Here is a 17,957-nt window from a genome sequence, read left to right as displayed (position 1 = left end):
CATGCTCTATACTTTCCAACTTGCCGCGTTGCGAAGTACGGCCGTCGACCCGGCGCGGCGGGGCCGTTCCGAGGCGTCGCGCGTCAGCGCCGCCATCATCGCGCATCGGACCTTATCGGGAGCAAGTCATTGGATCTTCAGGAAAAGCTCAGTCGCCTTGGAATCAGCGGCAATCTTTTTACTGTCTACCTGAGCGCGATCAACATGGGAGCGGCCACGGTGGCCTGCCTGGCGCAACGCACCGGTCTGGCGCGCACGACGACCTACGATGCCGTCGCCCGGCTGGAAGAGGAAGGCCTGGTGGAATTCCAGGGCAGCGGCCGCAAGCGCATGGTGGTGGCACGCGACCCCAGTGTATTGATGGAATACGTGGCGGCGCGGCGGCAGATGGTGACCGACATGCTGCCGCAACTGCGGTCCATGTACAACCACGTCAAGGGCAAGCCGCAGATCAGATTCTATGAAGGCCTGGAAGGCATGCGCACCGCCCTCTGGGATTCGCTGCGCGACGACTCGCTGACCTTGCGCGCCACCTTCTCGATGTACGAAATCGAAGGAATGCCCGGCCTGGACGAGATAGAGCGATACCGCCAGGCCCGAGTCGAACGCAAGATCTTCATGCGGGTCATCCGCTCGCGCAGCCGCGACACCCGCGCCATCTGGCCAAGCAGCGCAGAAGACATGCGAGAGGTGCGCTTCACCCCTCCCGCGCTGACGCTGGCCATGACCACCTTGATCTACGGCAACACCGTCGCGCTGATGTCATCGAAGCGCGAGAACTACGGCCTGATCATCGAAAGCGAGGAATACGCGGCTCACCAGGGCATGCTGTTCGAGGCCGTCTGGATGGCCAGCGAGCCCGCTCCGCCCGCCGCGTCGCAGCCTTCCGCCGACGCTCCCTGACATTCGATACGGAAAGATGGGCGGCGCCCGGCTTCAAGCCTGATCGCCGGCATTCACGCTCACGATGGTCCGCCGCAGCCAGGCGTCGATCCGGCGGGCGATGTCGTCGTTATTGTCGTCCATCATCAGCACATGCGAATTCCCCTGGATGCCGAGATCTTCCAGGCGCAGTATCTGCAAAGCGGGGAACCGGCGCGCAAATGCCGCTATCTTGGCGCTGAGCGACTGCCACCGCCCGTCCGACTCCATGTTTCCGCCCAGGACGACCAGCGTCGGCGTGTCATAGGTCTCCGGCGCCGGCGACGGCATTCCGGCGGGCTCGATACCCACGATGGCGCTCACTTGACCGGCGGATTCCGCCGCCAGCCGCATCGCCAACGGCCCCGACTGCGAATGGCACACGATGGCCGCTTTGCCGATGCGCCTCAGCAGCGCCTTGAACGCCTCTACCATCGCATCATTGGTATGAGTCCAGCGCGGCACCATCTGCAGGCAGAACGCATCGAAGTGATCCACCGGAAATCTGGTGTTGCGGTAGGCCGTGCGCCGTGCCGGATCATCGTGGTAGCTGCCCGCCCCGTCGCCGATGCGAAAGCGCGTGTAGACGTCGTCCACGGTCTGTGTGACGGGGCCCTCGGGCCAGATGTCCGGATACGGCGCGAAGCCGGACCGGCCCCTTTCCACTGCGTCACAGACATAGACGTCCCAGCCTTTGCGGACAAAATGATTGACCCAGCCTTCGCGCCCGTCAGGCGTCGTTTCCCACACGGCGCCGGTCATTCCCCCGCCATGCCAGAAGACCAACGGGCCCCTCCCATTGGAGCGCTCGGGAAGATAATACTGGACGTACATCTGCTCGACGGCATAGCTGCCATTGGGATTGATGCTGACGGGCTCTCCCCCTTCGCTCATGGTTCGTTCGTAGGCGGCGCGGCCCGCTAGGCGCAAGCGCCGGCCGCCGACGTGGAAAGACCCCATGGCGCGCAAACATAAGGGCTCGGACAGGTGAGTGCTGAACATGTGGCGGGCGGGCGCCTTATTCGACGGTGATGCCGTTTTCCTGGATCAACCGGGCGAGCGCCGTGGTTTCACGCTCCAGAAAATCGGCCAGGGCGGCAGGGCTTCCGCCGGCCGAATCGACGCCCAGGCCTTCCAGACGCTGCTTCACTTCAGGGTCGTTCAGCGCCGCGTTGAAGGCGGCATTCAGTTTGTCGATGGCCGACTTTGGGGTGCCCGCGGGCGCAAGCAAGCCGAACCAGGGATTGACCAGCATGTTGGGGTAGCCCGATTCCGCAAACGTGGGAACGTGGGGGATCGCCCGCGCGCGCTGCTTGCCGGCGACCGCGATCGCCACCAGGCGCCCTTCCTTGATGCTCGCCAGCGAGGCGGGCAGGTTGTCGAAGTACATGTCGACCTGGCCGCCAAGCAGGTCGCCTGCCACTTGGCCGGCGCCCTTGTAGGGGATGTGGGCGATGTCCACCTTCGCTTCGCGCTTCAGGAGCTCCAGCGCGAGATGCGCCGAGCCGCCCACGCCGGAGGACGCGGCGTTCAGCTTGCCCGGGTGCGCGGTGGCGTAGTCGATGAATTCCGCGACGCTTCTGGCCGGCACCGTGGGGTTCACCACCAGCACGCTCGGTACGGTGCCCACCATCATGACGGGCGCGAAATCCTTGGAAATGCTGTATGGCGCCGGCTTGTACAGCGACGGCGCGACGGCGCAGCTATAGGCGCACATGACCACCGTATAGCCGTCGGGCTTGCTGCGCGAGACGTATTGGACGCCGATGTTCCCGCCCGCCCCGCCCTTGTTTTCAACCACCACGGACTGATTCAAGCTTGCGCGCGCCTTGTCGGCCAGCATGCGGGCGATGATGTCGGGCGTTCCTCCGGCGGGGAATGGCACCACTATCGTCACCGGCCGTCGAGGGAAGGAGTCAGCCGCATGTGCCGGCGCGAACAGCGAGGTCACGGCCGCCGCCGAAGCAATGAAAAATACCCTGTAGCGCCTCGAAAAGACGGATGTCATGTTCTGCCTCCATGCAGTCTTGATCATGAAGCGCAATTCTAGTCAGGGCTGTTATATTTAAATAATGATTTGTTTTTATATTATTCATATCGAAAATGGTATGAATATCGTATGAGCCCAGCCATGCCCGCCGACAATCCTTCCAGTTTCTCCCTGCTACGCCGCGCCAGCCTGCCGGTGCTGCTGTGCTTCGATTCGCTGATGCACACTCGAAGCGTGACGGCGACCGCGCAGCAGTTGAACAAGAGCCAGCCGGCCATCAGCCGCGATCTCGCGCGGCTGCGCGAACTGCTCAAGGACCCGGTTTTCGTCGTGATCCGCAAAAAACTCGTCCCCACCGAACGCGCGCTGTCCCTGCACCGGCAGGTGCAGGGCGCATTGTCCGGCCTCGAGCAGGCCTTGGGGGCCGGGCAGCCCTTCTCGCCGTCCGAAGTTTCCGGCGTCCTCAATATAGGCGCAGCCGCGCACATAGAGCTTCTTCTTGCCGCGCCGCTGACCATGGCGCTTCAGCAGGCGGCGCCCCGGCTCACTGTTCGCTTTCAACCCGTGCACGGCGACTTCTCGCCCGACGACCTCGATTCGGGGCGCATGGACTTGGCGATCGGCCTCTTCCCTTCGCTGTCGCCGCGCTTCCCCAGCCAAGTGCTGTTCAACGACGAACGCGTGGGCGTCGTGTCTTCAAACCACCCGCTCGCGCGGCGCCGAAACCTGACCCTGAATGATCTGGGCCGCGTGAAATGGCTGGCGTTTTCTCACATGTACGGCAAGGAAACCAATTTCGATCGCGCGCTCCAGGGCAGCGGCCATGCCATGCGCTTCAGCGCCTATGTGTCGAGCTTCGGTCTTGCGCCCCATTTCTTGATGGAAACCGACTATGCCACCACCATGCCCCGCGTCATCGCGGAGAAGTATCGCCGGCACTTCGACCTGCAACTCATCCGCCTGCCCGCCGTCCTGCGCGAGGCGCGCATGATGATGGTCTGGAGCGCGCAGAACGACAGCGCCCGGCTGAATCAATGGCTAAGGAAGATGGTGGCCGATCTGACGGCGGAGCTGGTGGCGTAAGCGGGAACGGCGTAGGCGAGGGCTTCCGGCGCCGCTGGTTTTCTTGCCGGCGGCAGGGCTGGCGCGCCATCGGCGCACTACCAATCGGCCTTGCCCGCATCGGTCCGGATCAAGCCGGAGGCTTCCGCGATCAGGCTGGACCGCAGCGTTTCGGCGGGCCGGCTCAGTGTCCGATCATGCGGCCAGACCAGGCAGAGGCCGATTTCAGGCGCCGCCAGAAGATGGCGGGTCACCAGCCCCTGGCGTTGCGCATAATGGGCGCCGAGCGTTTCCACGATCGCGATCCCCATTCCCTGCGCCGCAAGAGCGCAGGCCGCCGATGACTGGCCCACCTCGATGATGGGCTGATAAGGGAGCCCGGCCTCTTCCAAGGCCTGCCGGGTGATCCGCCCCGCCGGCAGCGTGGTCGCCAGGACGATGGGGCCGGCATGCGCCAGGGCTTCCAGGCTCAGGCCGGGCTTGGAAGCCCATGGATGAGTGGGATGCATGACGGCATACAGGCTCATGGGCGCCAGTACGCGGCTGGCCGCCCTGTCCTTTTCCGCGGGCGTGCCCACGACGATGCCGAGGTCGATGCGGTGATCGACCGCCATCTCGATGATGTCCAGTGCCGTCCCCGCCCGGACCGTCACCGCGATGCCGGGATGCTCGCGGCGCACCACCGCCAGGGCAGGCGGCAATATGCTCGATGCCGCGATGGCCACCGCGCCGATCGCCAGGCGGCTCAACGCGCCCTGGCGAATGTCGCCCGCGAGCTTGTCCACGGCTTCCATGCCCGCCAGCGCGTTCAAGGCGTCGGGAATCAGGGCGCGGCCCTGGCTGGTCAGTTGAAGGCGGCGGTTCTGGCGGCTGAACAGCGCAAAACCCAGACGCGTTTCCATTGCGCGCAACAAGGCGCTGGCGGCGGGTTGCGTCATATTGATGGACTCCGCGGCGGCGGTCACGGTTCCGCATTGATACATCGCGCGCAGCAAAGCCAGTTCACGTCGACTTAGCATACGAATTTTATTATGAAACCATCTTGTTTATCTATTTGACCATATATATCGCAGGCCGGACAATGGCCGCATGAAACATGACATCATCCGCTCGGTCACTTGCATCCCGATGCGCCTGCCCTTTCATCACTGGACCGACCCGCCGCTGTTCGCCGGGCGGCCGCGCACGACTCTGGACAGCGCATTGGTCCGCCTGGAAACCCAGGACGGCGTGGTGGCGTGGGGCGAGTCCTACTGCGTGGAGCCCAGGGCGCTACTGGCCATTTTCGAGACGCTGATCGCTCCGCTGGCCAAGGACAAGCCGGCATCCGATCCCATGCTGCTGCCCTCGATGCAGCGGACGCTGCACAACCTGGGGCGCTCCGGTCCAGTGGTACACGCGCTGGCGGGACTCGACATCGCCCTGTGGGATTGGCGCGCCAAGCGCGCGGGCGTCCCGCTTCATGAGCTGCTGGGCGGCAAGCGCCGAGACCGCGTGCGGGCGTATGCGTCGCTGCTGCAGTACTACGACGACGCCGAGCTGCTGGACGCCGTCAGCACGCGTGCCCTGCAAGAGGGCTATGCGGAAATCAAGCTGCATGAACGCAGCGCGGAAGCGCTCTCGGCGGTGCGCCGCGCCGCGGGCCCCCGGACTCCCATCATGGTCGATACGAATTGCGCCTGGCTGCCCGATGAAGCGCCCGGCGCCATCGAGGCCATGCGCGAGCATGATCCGTTCTGGATCGAAGAACCGCTATGGCCGCCCGAAGACGGCCGCGCCTTGGCACGCCTTCAGGCGTCCTGCGGCGTGCCGCTGGCCGTCGGCGAGAATGCGAGCAGCGCCCACGCCCTAAAGGAAATGATCGACGAAGAGTCCGTGCGCTACGTCCAGCCCAGCGTCATCAAGCTCGGGCTCAGCGCGGCGCGGGATATCGCGCGGCACTGCCAAGGAACCGCGGTCGTGTGCGCGCCGCAGGTTGCGTTCTTCGGGCCGGGCTATCTTGCCAGCCTGCATCTGATCGCCGCGCAGGAGCGGGAAGTATCGCTGGAGCGGCTATACGTGCGGCTCGCTCACACCCCTTATCAGCAGACCGTGCCAATACAGGACGGCTGGGCGCAGGTTCCCGACGCGCCCGGCCTGGGCGCGGACCCTGAACCCGAACTCGTCGCAGGCCGCTTTGGCAGCTTTAGTAGTTAGAACCGAGAAACACCGTGAAAGGTGAAAGGAGACATCGATGAATACTGGACGCCGCTCGTTCGTAATTGGCGCCGCCGCCCTGACGCTGGGCGCCGCGGCAGGCGCCTGGACGCGCACCGCTCAGGCCGCCGCCGGCTACCCCGGCAAGCCGGTGCGCGTGCTGGTTCCCTATCCGCCCGGCGCAGCGACCGACAATCTGGGGCGCATGGCCGCCGATGAATGGGCCAAAGCGTTCGGCCAGCCGTTCATCGTGGAAAACCGGGGCGGCGGCGGCACGATGATCGGCACGCGCGCGCTGGCCATGTCGGAGCCGGACGGCTACACGCTGGGCATGGTGGATTCCGCCTTCGTCATCAATCCAGGGCTGCGAGGCGCTGAAGTTCCCTACGACACGCTGAAGGACTTCAAGCCCATTTCACAGATCGCCACCGCGCCCTTCGTGATGGTGGTCCATCCGTCCGTCGCCGCCAAAGACCTGAAATCGTTCATCGAGCTCGCCAAGGCGCATCCGGGCACCTTGTCCTATGGCTCGGCGGGAGTCGGCAGCGGCCCGCACCTGGCCGGCGAACAATTGCGCCAGCACGCCGGCATCGACATCCAGCACATCCCTTACCGCGGCGGCGGCACCGTCATCACCGACCTGCTTGGCGGCCAGGTGCAATTCGCGTTCGCCACGGTCCCCACGCTGCTGGAACATATCAAATCCGGGCGCCTGCGCGCCATTGCGGTCACCACCAGCCAGCGCGTGGACCAGCTGCCCGACGTGCCGAGCTTTGCGGAGCTGGGCCTGCCCGGCGTCGACCTGACGCCGCTATTCGGCCTGATCGCCCCGGCCGGCGTGCCGGACGACATCATTCAGAAGCTGTCCACCACCATTGCCGCGTCGATACGGTCCGGCGACATGCACGGGAAGCTCACCAAGATGGGGTTCATCCCGGTGGGCAGCACGCCCGCCGAATTCGCACGCCGGATCCAGGACGAAGTGCGGAAATGGACCGAAGTGATCAAGCGCGGCGGGATAGCCGCGCAGTAACGGCCCGGGCTCAGTTCACCGTGACGCCGGCGTCGCGCACGACATCGCTCCAGAGCTTTATTTCCTTGACGATCTGGTCGCGGAAGGCCTCGGGGCTGCCGGGCGCGGATTCTTCTCCGGTCGTCCGCAGCCTGTCCGCCATTTCGCCCTGCTTCACGGCGGCGTTGATGGCTTCGTTGAGCTTGGCCTGAATCGCCGGCGGCATGCCTCTGGGCCCGATGATGCCGTACCAGACGGTGACGTCATAGGGAACGCCTTCCTCGCGGACGGTGGGGATGTCGGTCGCGGACGACACGCGCTCGGGCAGGGTAACCGCCAGGACCTTCAAGCGCTTGTCCTCCCGGTAAGGCAGCGTGGACCCCGCCGTGGTCAGCATGGCGTTCACCTGCCCAGAGACCGTGTCGGTCAGCGCCGGCGCGGAACCTTTGTAGGGGACGTGCGTCATGGAGATGCCGGCGGTCTTGAGGAAGAGCTCCATGGCCAGATGCGATATGCCGCCCGTGCCCGACGAAGCGTAGGTCAGTTCGCCCGGCTTCTGCTTGGCCAATGCGATCAGTTCCTGCACGCTATTGGCCGGAACGCCGGGGTTGACCGACAGGAAGAAAGGCGCCTTGGCGATCATCCCGATGGGCGTCATGTCGTGCACCGGATCGAACGGCAGCTTGTACAGGCTGGGATTGACCGAATAGCTGTTCGATATCAAGGTGAGCGTGTAGCCGTCCGGCTCCGCCCGAAGGCCGATCTCGACGCCCAGCTTCCCGCCCGCGCCGGGACGGTTCTCGATGACGACCGGCTGCTTGAGCGAGGTGGACAGCAGCTGGCCCAGGGTACGCGCGATGCCGTCGTTGCCGCCGCCCGCGGCGAAAGGGACGATGAGCTTGATGGGCTTGGACGGATATTCGTCGGCATGCGCCGCGGCGGGCCACACCGCCACGGCCGCGACCGCCGCCGACAGCAAACCGCCTGTGAACATGTTCCGGATGGCTTTGAAGCCGAACTGCTTGGTCATGCGTGATCTCCTTCTATGCATTCGTAGCAGGCCGGATTATGCAACAGATCGCTGCTTGACGGCTCATGCTCCGGCGGCGCCATGGGCGTCGTCATGCCTTTTCAATCAAAACTGATCCCCTGCGCCAATGGCAGTTCACGGGAGTAATTGACGGTATTGGTCTGGCGCCGCATATACGCCTTCCAGGCGTCGGACCCGGATTCACGCCCCCCGCCGGTTTCCTTTTCCCCGCCGAAGGCTCCGCCGATTTCGGCGCCGCTGGTGCCTATGTTGACGTTCGCGATGCCGCAATCGCTGCCCAGCGCGCTCTGGAACAGCTCCGCTTCGCGCAGGTCGGTCGTGAAGACGCAGGAAGACAGGCCTTGCGGCACTTCGTTGTTCAAGCGAATCGCCTCGGCAAAGTCGCTGTACGGCATGACGTAGAGAATGGGCGCAAAGGTTTCATGGCGCACCACGTCGGTCTGCCCCGGCATTTCGACGAGGGCGGGGGATACGTAATACGCGTCTGGGTATTCGTCGCTCAGCCGGCGCTCGCCGCCGTGTACCTTGCCGCCTTCCTGCCGCGCCTGCGACAGGGCGTTTTGCATGGCCTCGTAGGCCGCCTTGTCGATCAGGGGCCCGACCAGATTTCCTTGCAAGGGATGCCCGATGCGCACCTTGGCATAAGCCGATTTCAAGCGCGCCACGATTTCGTCCCGGACGGATTCATGGGCGATCAGGCGGCGCAAGGTGGTGCAGCGCTGCCCCGCCGTGCCCACCGCCGCGAATAGAATGGCGCGCACCGCCAGGTCCAGGTCCGCGCTCGGCGCGAGAATCATGGCGTTGTTGCCGCCCAGTTCGAGGATGCTGCGCCCGAAGCGTGCCGCCACGCGCGGGCCGACCTCCCGCCCCATGCGCGTGCTGCCGGTCGCGCTGACCAAGGCCACCCTGGGATCGTCCACCAGCGCCAGCCCCGCCGCCCGATCGCCCACGCAGACCTGGCTGAGCCATTGGGGAACATCGCCGTGCTCGCGCATGGCCTGCTGCAGCAATGCCTGGCTGGCCAGTGCGGCAAGCGGGGTTTTTTCGGACGGCTTCCAGATCACCGCGTTGCCGGCGACCAGGGCGAGCGTCGTATTCCACGCCCAGACGGCGACCGGAAAATTGAATGCGCTGATCACGCCCACCACGCCCAGGGGATGCCAGGTTTCGCGCATGTGGTGGCCCGGACGCTCGGACGCGATGGTCAGGCCGTACAGTTGGCGCGACAAGCCGACGGCGAAGTCGCAGATATCGATCATTTCCTGTACTTCGCCCAGCCCTTCCTGGGTGATCTTGCCGGCTTCCCACGACACCAGTTCCCCCAGCGCCTGCTTGTTGCGGCGCAGGACTTCACCGAACACGCGCAGCAGTTCTCCACGCCGGGGAGCGGGCACTGCGCGCCAGGCGTCGAATGCCTGTCGGGCCTGGGCGATCTTGGCCGCCACGTCGGCCGGCGTATCGAGCCGGACCGAAGCGATGCGGCTTCCATCGATGGGAGTATGGACGGGATGGGACCCCATGGTGTAGGCGGATCGCTCCACGCCGAGGCTGGCTAGCAAATTGTCGACCATAACGCATCCTTTATATGTATAGAGGATAGATTGACTTGTAGTATCCGCGATGGGCCGCCGCAGGCCAAGCGACAAACAGCGGCCGCGGTGTTGCGCCAGGCGACACTTTCCCGCTGCGAACTGGCACAATGCCTGCTTGGCAAATCGCGCGAAGAGGATTTGCCATTGCAGGTGAACGCCCGGGCTCGCCCCTCATCCAGACCTTGGGAACCCTTCATGACATCCATCGGTTTCGCTTCCAGTTATATCGCCCCCACCGGTTCGCCCATCCGCGAGCTATTTCCTTATCTGAGCCGGCCGGGCATGATCTCGTTCGCGGGCGGATACCCTTCGCCCAGCCTGTTCGACGCGGAGGGCCTGCAAGCGGCCGCGCAGCGCGCGCTGGCCGACCCGGCCGGCAGCCTGCAATACGGGGCGACGGAAGGAACGCCCGCGCTGCGGCAGGCCATCGCGCAGCTGTGCGGAGCGCGCGGCATCGCCTGCGACGCGCCGGATGTGCTGATCACCACCGGTTCGCAGCAGGCTTTCGATCTGCTGGTCCGCATTTTCATCGAGCCGGGCGCGCCGGTCTATGTGGAAACCCCGGCCTACCCTGCGGCGATCCAGGCCCTGCGCCTGGCGCAGGCCCGCATCCACGAAGTCCCCGTCGATGCGGAAGGGCTGGACGTCGATCGCTTGCGGCATCAGCTGGAAACCGCCGCGCCGGCGGACCGGCCCAAGCTGCTGTACACGGTGCCGAATTTCTCCAACCCCTCCGGCACCCTGATGACGGCGTCCCGCCGCCAGGCCTTGGTGCAGCTGGCGTTGCGCTACGGCTTTCTGATCATCGAGGACGACCCCTACGGCGAGCTGCATTTCGGCGAGCAGGCCCCGCCTCCCGTGTATGCGGCGGGCCAGGCGGCCGGCAAAGACAACCCGGTGCTGTACCTTTCCAGCCTGTCCAAGACCGTGGCGCCGGGCTTGCGCGTCGGCTGGATGCTGGCGCCGCCGGAAATACTCCGGCGCTGCACGGTGGCCAAGCAGGTCACCGACCTGTGCACTTCGCCGCTGGCGCAGGCCGTGGCGCTCCAATACCTTGCCGGCGGCCGGTATGCGCCCACGGTGGAACGCGCACGCGCGGAATACGGCCGGCGCCTGCAGGCGCTGACGCAATCGCTGCGCGCCGAAGCCGGCGACGGCCTGAGCTTCGTCGAGCCCAAGGGGGGCATGTTCTTGTGGGCCGCCTGCGCGCCCGAGGTCGATGCCTCTCGCCTGTTCCAGGCCGCCGTCGACGGCGGCGTCGTCTACGTGCCCGGGGCGGCATTCTACCCGGGCGAGGCGAAGGCCACCGCCATGCGGCTTTCTTATGCGACCCCGACGGTGGACGAGATCAAGGAAGGAGCAAGACGCCTGGGGTGGGCGATGCGCCAGTGACCGGGCGGCCGGCAAACGGCATCCGATGGCGATCAGGGCGAAGCCAGGGGAAACGCGCCGCCCGCCGAATCAAATCAAGGCTTCGATCAGGAACGGCCCCTTGCGCGCCAGGCCGGCCTGCAGGCAACGGATGAAGTCTTCCACGGTGTCGGCGCGCACGGCCTCGACGCCCAGGCTGCGCGACAAGCCCACCCAGTCTATGGGCGGTTCGTGCAGGTCCAGCATGCGCCTGGCGTTCCGGCCCGGATCGGCGACGCCAACGTTCTTCATTTCGCCGTACAGCGTCGCATAGGAACGGTTGGCCAGGATGATGGTCAGGCAATCGAGATTCTCGCGCGCCTGCGTCCAGAGCGCCTGGACGGTGTACATGCCGCTGCCGTCCGCCTGCAGGGTGATGACTTTCCGGTCGGGGCACGCAACGGCCGCGCCGGTGGCCAGGGGCAGGCCTATGCCGATGGCGCCGCCGGTAAGCTGCAGCCAGTCGTGCGGAGCGCTGGCGGCGCTGTGCACGGGAAATTCACGCCCCTGGGTAATCGATTCATCGCACACGATGGCGTGCTCGGGAAGCCGGCTGGCCAGCACCATGTTCACCGCGGCGCCGGTCAGGCGGCCGCTGACGGGGATGTCGGCGGAAGGAGCGGGCGCGGCCAGTTGCGGGGCGCTGGCGGCGATTCCCAATTCGTCGGCCAGCCACTCCAGGGCGTGGTCCATGTCCTGGTCGGGGGCTGCCAGGGTCAGGATGGCGCAGTCTTCGGGCGCGAGCTTGCTGGGCTTGCCGGGATAGGCGAAGAATGCGATTGGCGCGCGCGACCCGGCCAGCAGCAAGTGCTTGGCGTCTTTGAGGCTATCCAGCGCCAGGTCGACGGGATAAGGCAGCCGCGCCACGGGCGGGCGGGTCCGGCCGCGCTCGACCCGGCGATTGGAGGTTTCTGCGACCAGCCTGACGCCGGTTGCGTGGGCGATGCGCCCGGCGGCGGCCAAGGCTCTGCCCCTGAGCGCGGCGCCGCCCAATAGCAGCACGGTGGCCTGGCCCGAACGTATGGCCCGGGCCGCGGCGCTGATGGATTCGGCCGAGGTCTTGCCGGGCGGGTCGACCCGGGCGCGCACCGGCGCCGGCGTGCCGGACGGAAGATCGGTCCAGGCGGCATCGGCCGGGAGGATCAGGGTGGCGACCTGGCCCGGCGCCCGGCACGCCACGCGCACCGCTTCCGCGGCGTCGGCGCTGACCGATTGCGCATCGGGCGTGCGCCTGACCCAGTGCGACATGGGCCCGGCCAGCGCCTCGATGTCGCTGGTGAGCGGGGCGTCGTATTGCAGGTGATACGTGGCGTGGTCGCCCACGATGTTGATCATGGGCACGCGGGCGCGCCGGGCATTGTGCAGGTTGGCCAGGCCGTTGCCCAGGCCGGGGCCCAGGTGCAGCAAAGTCGCCGCGGGCTTGTCCGCCATGCGCGCATACCCGTCGGCGGCGCCGGTGACGACGCCTTCGAACAGGCCGAGCACGCAGCGCATGCGCGGTTTCCGGTCCAGCGCGGCCACGAAATGCATTTCAGAAGTGCCCGGGTTGGCGAAACAGACGTCCACGTCGTTGGCCAGCAGGGTGTCGCAAAGGCTATCTGCACCGTTCATAATGTTCCATGAGATCGACAATATCGGGAGTGGGAGCGCGCCAAGATCAAAGAAGCTGGGGTTTGACGTTTTCCAGCGTGTCGACGAACCTTCCGACCATGTCCTTGACTTCCGCTTCCGTGATGATGAGCGGCGGGCAGAACGCGATGCTGTCCTGGATGCCGCGCACGATCAGCCCGTGCTCGTGCGCCGCCTCGTAGACCGCCGCACCCGCCTTGCCGAGCGGGTCGAAAGGCACGCGGCCGGCCTTGTCGGCCACCAGTTCCACGGCGGCGATCAGGCCCGTGCCGCGCACTTCCCCGACCAGGGGGTGGTCGCTCAGCGCGCGCAGCGAGGACTGCAGCACTTCGCCCACGCGGGCGGCGTTTTCGACCAGGTTTTTCTCTTCGATGATGCGTATGTTTTCGAGCGCGACGGCGGTGGCCACGGGGTGCCCGCTGGTGGTGTAGCCATGGCCGAAAGTGCCGAGTTCGCCCGAATACCGGGTGATGGCGGAATGCACCTTGTCGCCCAGCAACACAGCGGCGAGCGGCAGGTAGGACGAGGTGATCTGCTTGGACAGCACCATGATGTCGGGTTCGATGCCGAACTTCTGCGAGCCGAACATGGTGCCCAGGCGGCCGAAGCCGGTGATGACTTCGTCGGCGATCACCAGCACGTCGTACTTGCGGCATACCGCCTGGATTTTGTCCCAATAGGTTTCGGGCGGCACGATGACGCCGCCGGCGCCCATGACGGGTTCGCCGATGAAGGCGGCCACGGTGTCCGGCCCTTCGTTCAGGATCAGGGTTTCGAGCTCTTCGGCCATGCGGGTGGCAAAATCCTGCTGCGTTTCGCCTTCCTTGCCTTCGCGATAGAAGTGCGGGCAGGCGACGTGCTTCATTTGCGGCAGGGGCAGGTCGAAGCCGCGATGGTTGGGCGCGAGGCCGGTGAGGCTGGCCGCGGCGACCGTCACGCCGTGATAGCCCCGGTTGCGGGCGATGATCTTCTTCTTTTGGCTGCGGCCCAGGGCGTTGTTGTAGTACCAGACCATCTTGATGACGGTGTCGTTGGCCTCGGAGCCGGAGTTCGTGAAGAAGGCGGCCCGCATGCGGCCCTGCGTCAGCTGCACGAGCTTTTCGGCGAGCTCGACCGAAGGCGTGTGCGTCTTGTGGGTGAAGGTGTGGTAGTAGGGCAGCTTCTCCATCTGGCGCGCGGCGGCATCCATGAGCCGCCGCTCGTTGAAGCCGACCGCCACGCTCCAGAGGCCGGCCATGCCTTCGATGTATTTGCGGCCCTGGTCATCGTATACATAGATGCCTTCGCCGCGCTCGATGACGCGGGGGCCTATTTGCCGGTGCTTGACGGCATTGGTGTAGGGGTGCAGGTGATGGTCGATATCGCGGTTTTGTATGGCGCTCAGTGTGCTCATGTCTTGGGTCGGTGTCGGGTACGGGAAAAATCGTCAATCCGGATGATAGCCTTAATACTCAATAGCCGACCGCCTGGCCGTCCCGCCTGGGGTCGGAACCGGCGATGTAGCCGCCGTGAGGCAGCCTCTGGATGACTTGCGCCGCGCCGAAATCCAGGCTGTCGGCGGGCTGCATGTCGATATTGTGCCCGCAGGCGCGCAGCGCGTCGACCACCGGCGCCGGCGTGTGGGCCTCGAGCATGACGCGCGGGCCGGCCTCGACCCGGAAGCGCGGCGCATCGACCGCCGCCTGCGGATTGCGTTGCAGGTCGACCAGCTGCTGCATCATCTGCACGTGGCCCTGCGCCTGCATGTTGCCGCCCATCACGCCGAAGCCGGCGAAGGGCTGGCCTTTGTGCGTGATGAACGCCGGAATGATGGTGTGCATGGGCCGCTTGCCGGGCCCCACCTGGTTGCGATGGCCCGGCGCGAGCGAGAAGCCGCGGCCGCGGTTATGCAGCGCGATCCCGGTTTCCGGCACGACGACGCCCGATCCGAAGCCGTGGTAGTTGGACTGGATGAACGACACCATCATGCCGCCGGCATCCGCCGCCGCCAGATAGACCGTGCCGCCTTGGCCGGGCAGGCCGGCGGCGGGGGTGGACGCCCTGGAGGGATCGATCTGCGCCGCGCGCCGGCGCAGGTAGTCCTTGTCCAGCAATTGCGCCGTCAGGTCGCCCATGGCCACGGGATCGCCGACGTGCTCGTGCAGGTCGGCGAAGGCCAGCTTCATGGCTTCGATGGGCAGCTTGAAGAGATCGAGCGGATCGTCGCCGCGCGGCGGGTCGAAGGTATCGAGCATGCCCAGGGCCATCAGCGCGGCAATGCCCTGCCCGTTGGGGGGCAGTTCGTGCAGGGCGTAGTCGCCCCGGTAGCTCATGGACAGGGGTTCCACCCAGTCGCAGCGGTGCGCCGCGAGATCGGCGCGCGCGAGTGCGCCGCCGGTGGCCGCGGCGAAGGCCGCGATGCGATCCGCCAGTTCGCCTTCGTAGAAATCCTTGCCCATGCTGTCCGCGATGCGCCGCAAGGTGGCAGCCTGGGCCGGGAAGCGCCACAAGTCGCCGGCCCCGGGCGCGGCGCCGGAGGGCAGGAAAGCCTGGGCGAAACCGGGCTGGTCCTTGAGGACGGCCCCTTGGGCCGCCCACTGGCGGGCGATGGTGGGCGTGACCGCGAAGCCGTCTTCGGCATAGGCGATGGCGGGCTCGAACAGCGCGGCGAACGGCAGCTTGCCGAAGCGGCGGGAAAGCTCGGCCCAGCCGGCGACCTGGCCAGGCACGGTGACCGTATCCCAGCCCAGCGGCGGCATGGCCGCCATGCCCTGGAAGCGGTCGGGCGTCCAGGCTTGCGGCGCGCGGCCGGAGGCGTTCAGGGCATGCAGCCGGCCTTGGTCCCACACGATCGCGAAGGCGTCGCCGCCGATGCCGTTCATGACGGGTTCGACGACGGTCAGCGTGATGGCCGCGGCCAGCGCCGCGTCGATCGCGTTGCCGCCGGCCAGCAGCATGCGCAGCCCCGCCTGGGCCGCCAGGGGCTGGCTGGTGCTGACGACATTGGCGGCCAGCACGGGCAGGCGCCGGCTCATGTGGGGGAATTCCCAATAGGGGTGGACTGGCATGTTGATTTCTCTCTACTGAACAGCGATGTTTGCCCGCTTGACCAGGGACTGGATGATGGGGATTTCTTGCTTGATTTGCGCGGTGAGCGCTTCGGGGCTGCCGTCGGAAGGCTCGATGCCCATGACGAGCATGCGCTTGCGCACGGCTTCGTCATTGAGCGCCGCCCTCAAGGCATCGCCCAGCACGCGGGTCGCCGCTTGCGGCGTGCCGGGAGGCGCGACCAGGGTGAACCATGCCGTCATTTCGAAGCCCGGATAGCCCGACTCGCTGACGGTGGCCAGCTTGGGCAGCGTCGACATGCGGTCTTTGCTGGTGATGGCCTGCACGTCGACCTTGCCGGCATCGACCTGCGGCATGCCGGTGGAGACCATGTCGAAGAAGAGATCGACGTCGCCGTTGATGAGCTGGGGCAGCGCCTGGGTGGAGCCCTTGAACGGCACGTGCAGCAGCTTGATATCGGCCAGCTGCTGGAAGTATTCCGCCGCGAGGTGGGACGACGTGCCCGCCCCGAACGACGCGATGGACAGCGTGCCGGGCTGGGCCTTCGCCGCCTTGACCACGTCGGCCAGCGATTTGAACTGGTCCTTCTTGGTTGAGAGCAGCACCATGGGGCCGATGCCGATCATGCCGATGGGTGCGAAGGCATCGGGATCGTAGGTGAGGTTCTTGAAGAGGAAGCGGTTGGTGACCAGGGTGGAATTGGTGGCCAGCAGGATGGTGTAGCCGTCGGGCGTGGCGCGCGACACGTGCGACGCGCCGATGGTCGTTGCCGCGCCGGCGCGGTTTTCCACCACGACGGATTGGCCCAGCGTCTTGGCCATGTGTTCGGCCAGCGTGCGGGCCAGGCCGTCGGTGGCGCCGCCCGCGGGAAAAGGCGTGATCATGGTGATGGCGCGTTCGGGATAAGCGGCGGCGGCAAGGCCGGCCGCCATGCCGAGTATGGCGGCGGCGATGAATTTGATGCCGGTTTTGAACATTGCTTGTCTCCTGGGTCGTGAAATGAGTGACTTCTTCATTTGAATTCCGTACAATGGAATTCAGTTCCTTTTTTTCAACTAATATAGATCAGCGCCGCGCCGAATGCAATCCCATCGCCCCCCTCCTCCCTCCGCCGCATCCACGGCCGGCCGCCTGCGCCCCGCGCGGCGCAAGCGCACGAGCATGCAAGGCGATTCCTCGTCGCCCGACTTCGTCGATGCGCTGGCCCGCGGCCTGGGTGTGCTGCGCTGCTTCACGCCCGGGGTCAAGTCGCTGGGCAACCTGGAACTGGCCGAGCGCACGGGGCTCGCCAAATCGACGGTCAGCCGCATCGTCTACACCTTGACGGCGCTCGGCTACCTGCGCTACGACAGTGAAACCGGCCGCTATGCCCCGGGCTACGGCGTGCTGGCTCTCGGTTTCGGCTGCCTGGCCAGCCTCGAAGTGCGCCAGCTGGCGCGTCCCCTCATGGAACAGCTTGCGCACGCCACCGGCGCGGCCGTGGCGCTGGGCGTTTTCGACGGCCAGCTCATGACCTATGTGGACGCGGTGCATGGTTCGTCGGCGCTCTATCTGCGCCTGCCCGTGGGGCATCGCGTCGGCATGGACAGCACCATGGGCCGCACCTATTTGGCCGGCCTGCCGGCCGGCGAGCGCGAAGCCCTGCTGGCCAAGCTGGACCTGCCCGCCGGCATGCCCGAGATCATGCGGAAGGCCTGCCGCGATTTCGCCGCCGGCGGCTGCTGCTACGGCATCGGCGACTGGCAGCCGGGCATCAATGCCGCGGCCGCCCCCTTCACCGCGATCACGGGCGAGGGCACTTTCGTATTGAGTTGCGGCGGCCCCGACACCATACTTCCCGAGTCGCGGCTGCGCGGCGAAGTCACCGCGGGGCTGAGCGACATCGTGGCGAAGCTGTCCCTGCCCGCCACCGGCCGCTAGGGCCTGTCGACGTCGGCAGGCCCTGAGCGCCGCGGCCTGCTATTTGCTGACACCGGCGCACGCGGGCCGGCCGCCCGGCAATGTGCCGCCATGGGGCCGCCCGCAATCATTGAAGAACAGGAGGAC

Annotated in this window: 15 protein-coding genes; 6 read left to right on the top strand and 9 right to left on the bottom strand. The window is 66.3% G+C overall.

All coding sequences use genetic code 11. The annotated features are described in order from the left end of the window. The first annotated feature begins 129 nt into the window (after window positions 1-129). Complete coding sequence (locus H0A72_RS07180) at window positions 130-903, top strand: TrmB family transcriptional regulator (protein ID WP_246436855.1); 774 nt, start codon at window positions 130-132, stop codon at window positions 901-903. Between the two features lie 33 nt (window positions 904-936). Here H0A72_RS07180 and H0A72_RS07175 read toward each other — a convergent pair whose 3' ends face one another. Next, the gene (locus H0A72_RS07175) at window positions 937-1,923 is read right to left on the bottom strand and encodes an alpha/beta fold hydrolase (RefSeq protein ID WP_180154377.1); all 987 of its coding nucleotides are present in this window, start codon (window positions 1,921-1,923) and stop codon (window positions 937-939) included. Between the two features lie 16 nt (window positions 1,924-1,939). Further along, entirely contained in the window at window positions 1,940-2,929 is a 990-nt protein-coding gene (locus H0A72_RS07170; protein WP_246436856.1) for a Bug family tripartite tricarboxylate transporter substrate binding protein, read from the bottom strand. Between the two features lie 111 nt (window positions 2,930-3,040). On the opposite strand from H0A72_RS07170, the gene H0A72_RS07165 reads away from it, so the two are divergent. Then, window positions 3,041-3,994: a LysR family transcriptional regulator gene (locus H0A72_RS07165; RefSeq protein ID WP_246436857.1), complete on the top strand. Its 954-nt coding sequence runs from the start codon at window positions 3,041-3,043 to the stop codon at window positions 3,992-3,994. Window positions 3,995-4,071: 77 nt separating this feature from the next. On the opposite strand, the gene H0A72_RS07160 is transcribed toward H0A72_RS07165, so the two are convergent. Beyond that, the gene (locus H0A72_RS07160; RefSeq protein ID WP_180154375.1) at window positions 4,072-4,992 is read right to left on the bottom strand and encodes a LysR family transcriptional regulator; all 921 of its coding nucleotides are present in this window, start codon (window positions 4,990-4,992) and stop codon (window positions 4,072-4,074) included. Window positions 4,993-5,062: 70 nt separating this feature from the next. On the opposite strand from H0A72_RS07160, the gene H0A72_RS07155 reads away from it, so the two are divergent. Together H0A72_RS07155 and H0A72_RS07150 are read left to right on the top strand one after the other, a co-directional pair. Beyond that, the gene (locus H0A72_RS07155; RefSeq protein ID WP_180154374.1) at window positions 5,063-6,169 is read left to right on the top strand and encodes a mandelate racemase/muconate lactonizing enzyme family protein; all 1,107 of its coding nucleotides are present in this window, start codon (window positions 5,063-5,065) and stop codon (window positions 6,167-6,169) included. Between the two features lie 37 nt (window positions 6,170-6,206). Continuing rightward, the gene (locus H0A72_RS07150) at window positions 6,207-7,202 is read left to right on the top strand and encodes a Bug family tripartite tricarboxylate transporter substrate binding protein (protein ID WP_180154373.1); all 996 of its coding nucleotides are present in this window, start codon (window positions 6,207-6,209) and stop codon (window positions 7,200-7,202) included. Between the two features lie 10 nt (window positions 7,203-7,212). On the opposite strand, the gene H0A72_RS07145 is transcribed toward H0A72_RS07150, so the two are convergent. Together H0A72_RS07145 and amaB are read right to left on the bottom strand one after the other, a co-directional pair. After that, window positions 7,213-8,211 (bottom strand): tripartite tricarboxylate transporter substrate binding protein, encoded by a 999-nt coding sequence (locus H0A72_RS07145; RefSeq protein WP_246436858.1) that lies wholly within the window; start codon window positions 8,209-8,211, stop codon window positions 7,213-7,215. A gap of 101 nt (window positions 8,212-8,312) precedes the next feature. Beyond that, on the bottom strand, window positions 8,313-9,803 hold the full coding sequence (amaB, locus tag H0A72_RS07140) for an L-piperidine-6-carboxylate dehydrogenase (RefSeq protein WP_180154372.1): 1,491 nt from the start codon (window positions 9,801-9,803) through the stop codon (window positions 8,313-8,315). A gap of 216 nt (window positions 9,804-10,019) precedes the next feature. Between amaB and H0A72_RS07135 the strand changes: the two genes are divergently transcribed. Beyond that, complete coding sequence (locus H0A72_RS07135; protein WP_180154371.1) at window positions 10,020-11,216, top strand: aminotransferase-like domain-containing protein; 1,197 nt, start codon at window positions 10,020-10,022, stop codon at window positions 11,214-11,216. A gap of 69 nt (window positions 11,217-11,285) precedes the next feature. Here H0A72_RS07135 and H0A72_RS07130 read toward each other — a convergent pair whose 3' ends face one another. From H0A72_RS07130 to H0A72_RS07115, 4 genes are read right to left on the bottom strand one after another with little or no spacing between them, the layout of a single operon-like run. After that, window positions 11,286-12,845: an acetolactate synthase large subunit gene (locus H0A72_RS07130; protein WP_180154370.1), complete on the bottom strand. Its 1,560-nt coding sequence runs from the start codon at window positions 12,843-12,845 to the stop codon at window positions 11,286-11,288. Between the two features lie 46 nt (window positions 12,846-12,891). Beyond that, the gene (locus H0A72_RS07125; RefSeq protein WP_180154369.1) at window positions 12,892-14,256 is read right to left on the bottom strand and encodes an aspartate aminotransferase family protein; all 1,365 of its coding nucleotides are present in this window, start codon (window positions 14,254-14,256) and stop codon (window positions 12,892-12,894) included. A 58-nt stretch (window positions 14,257-14,314) separates the two neighbouring features. Next, window positions 14,315-15,910 carry a gamma-glutamyltransferase family protein gene (locus tag H0A72_RS07120; protein ID WP_218953207.1) on the bottom strand — a complete coding sequence of 532 codons (1,596 nt, stop codon included), beginning with the start codon at window positions 15,908-15,910 and terminating at the stop codon, window positions 14,315-14,317. Window positions 15,911-15,922: 12 nt separating this feature from the next. After that, window positions 15,923-16,888, bottom strand: coding sequence for a Bug family tripartite tricarboxylate transporter substrate binding protein (locus H0A72_RS07115; protein ID WP_180154368.1), 966 nt, complete (start codon window positions 16,886-16,888; stop codon window positions 15,923-15,925). A 103-nt stretch (window positions 16,889-16,991) separates the two neighbouring features. On the opposite strand from H0A72_RS07115, the gene H0A72_RS07110 reads away from it, so the two are divergent. Continuing rightward, the gene (locus tag H0A72_RS07110) at window positions 16,992-17,831 is read left to right on the top strand and encodes an IclR family transcriptional regulator (RefSeq protein WP_180154367.1); all 840 of its coding nucleotides are present in this window, start codon (window positions 16,992-16,994) and stop codon (window positions 17,829-17,831) included. Window positions 17,832-17,957: the final 126 nt, after the last annotated feature.

The sequence above is a fragment of the Parapusillimonas granuli genome (assembly GCF_013416525.1).
In the GTDB taxonomy this organism is placed as follows: Bacteria; Pseudomonadota; Gammaproteobacteria; order Burkholderiales; family Burkholderiaceae_B; genus Parapusillimonas; species Parapusillimonas granuli.
This window is presented reverse-complemented; position numbering and strand designations above follow the sequence as displayed.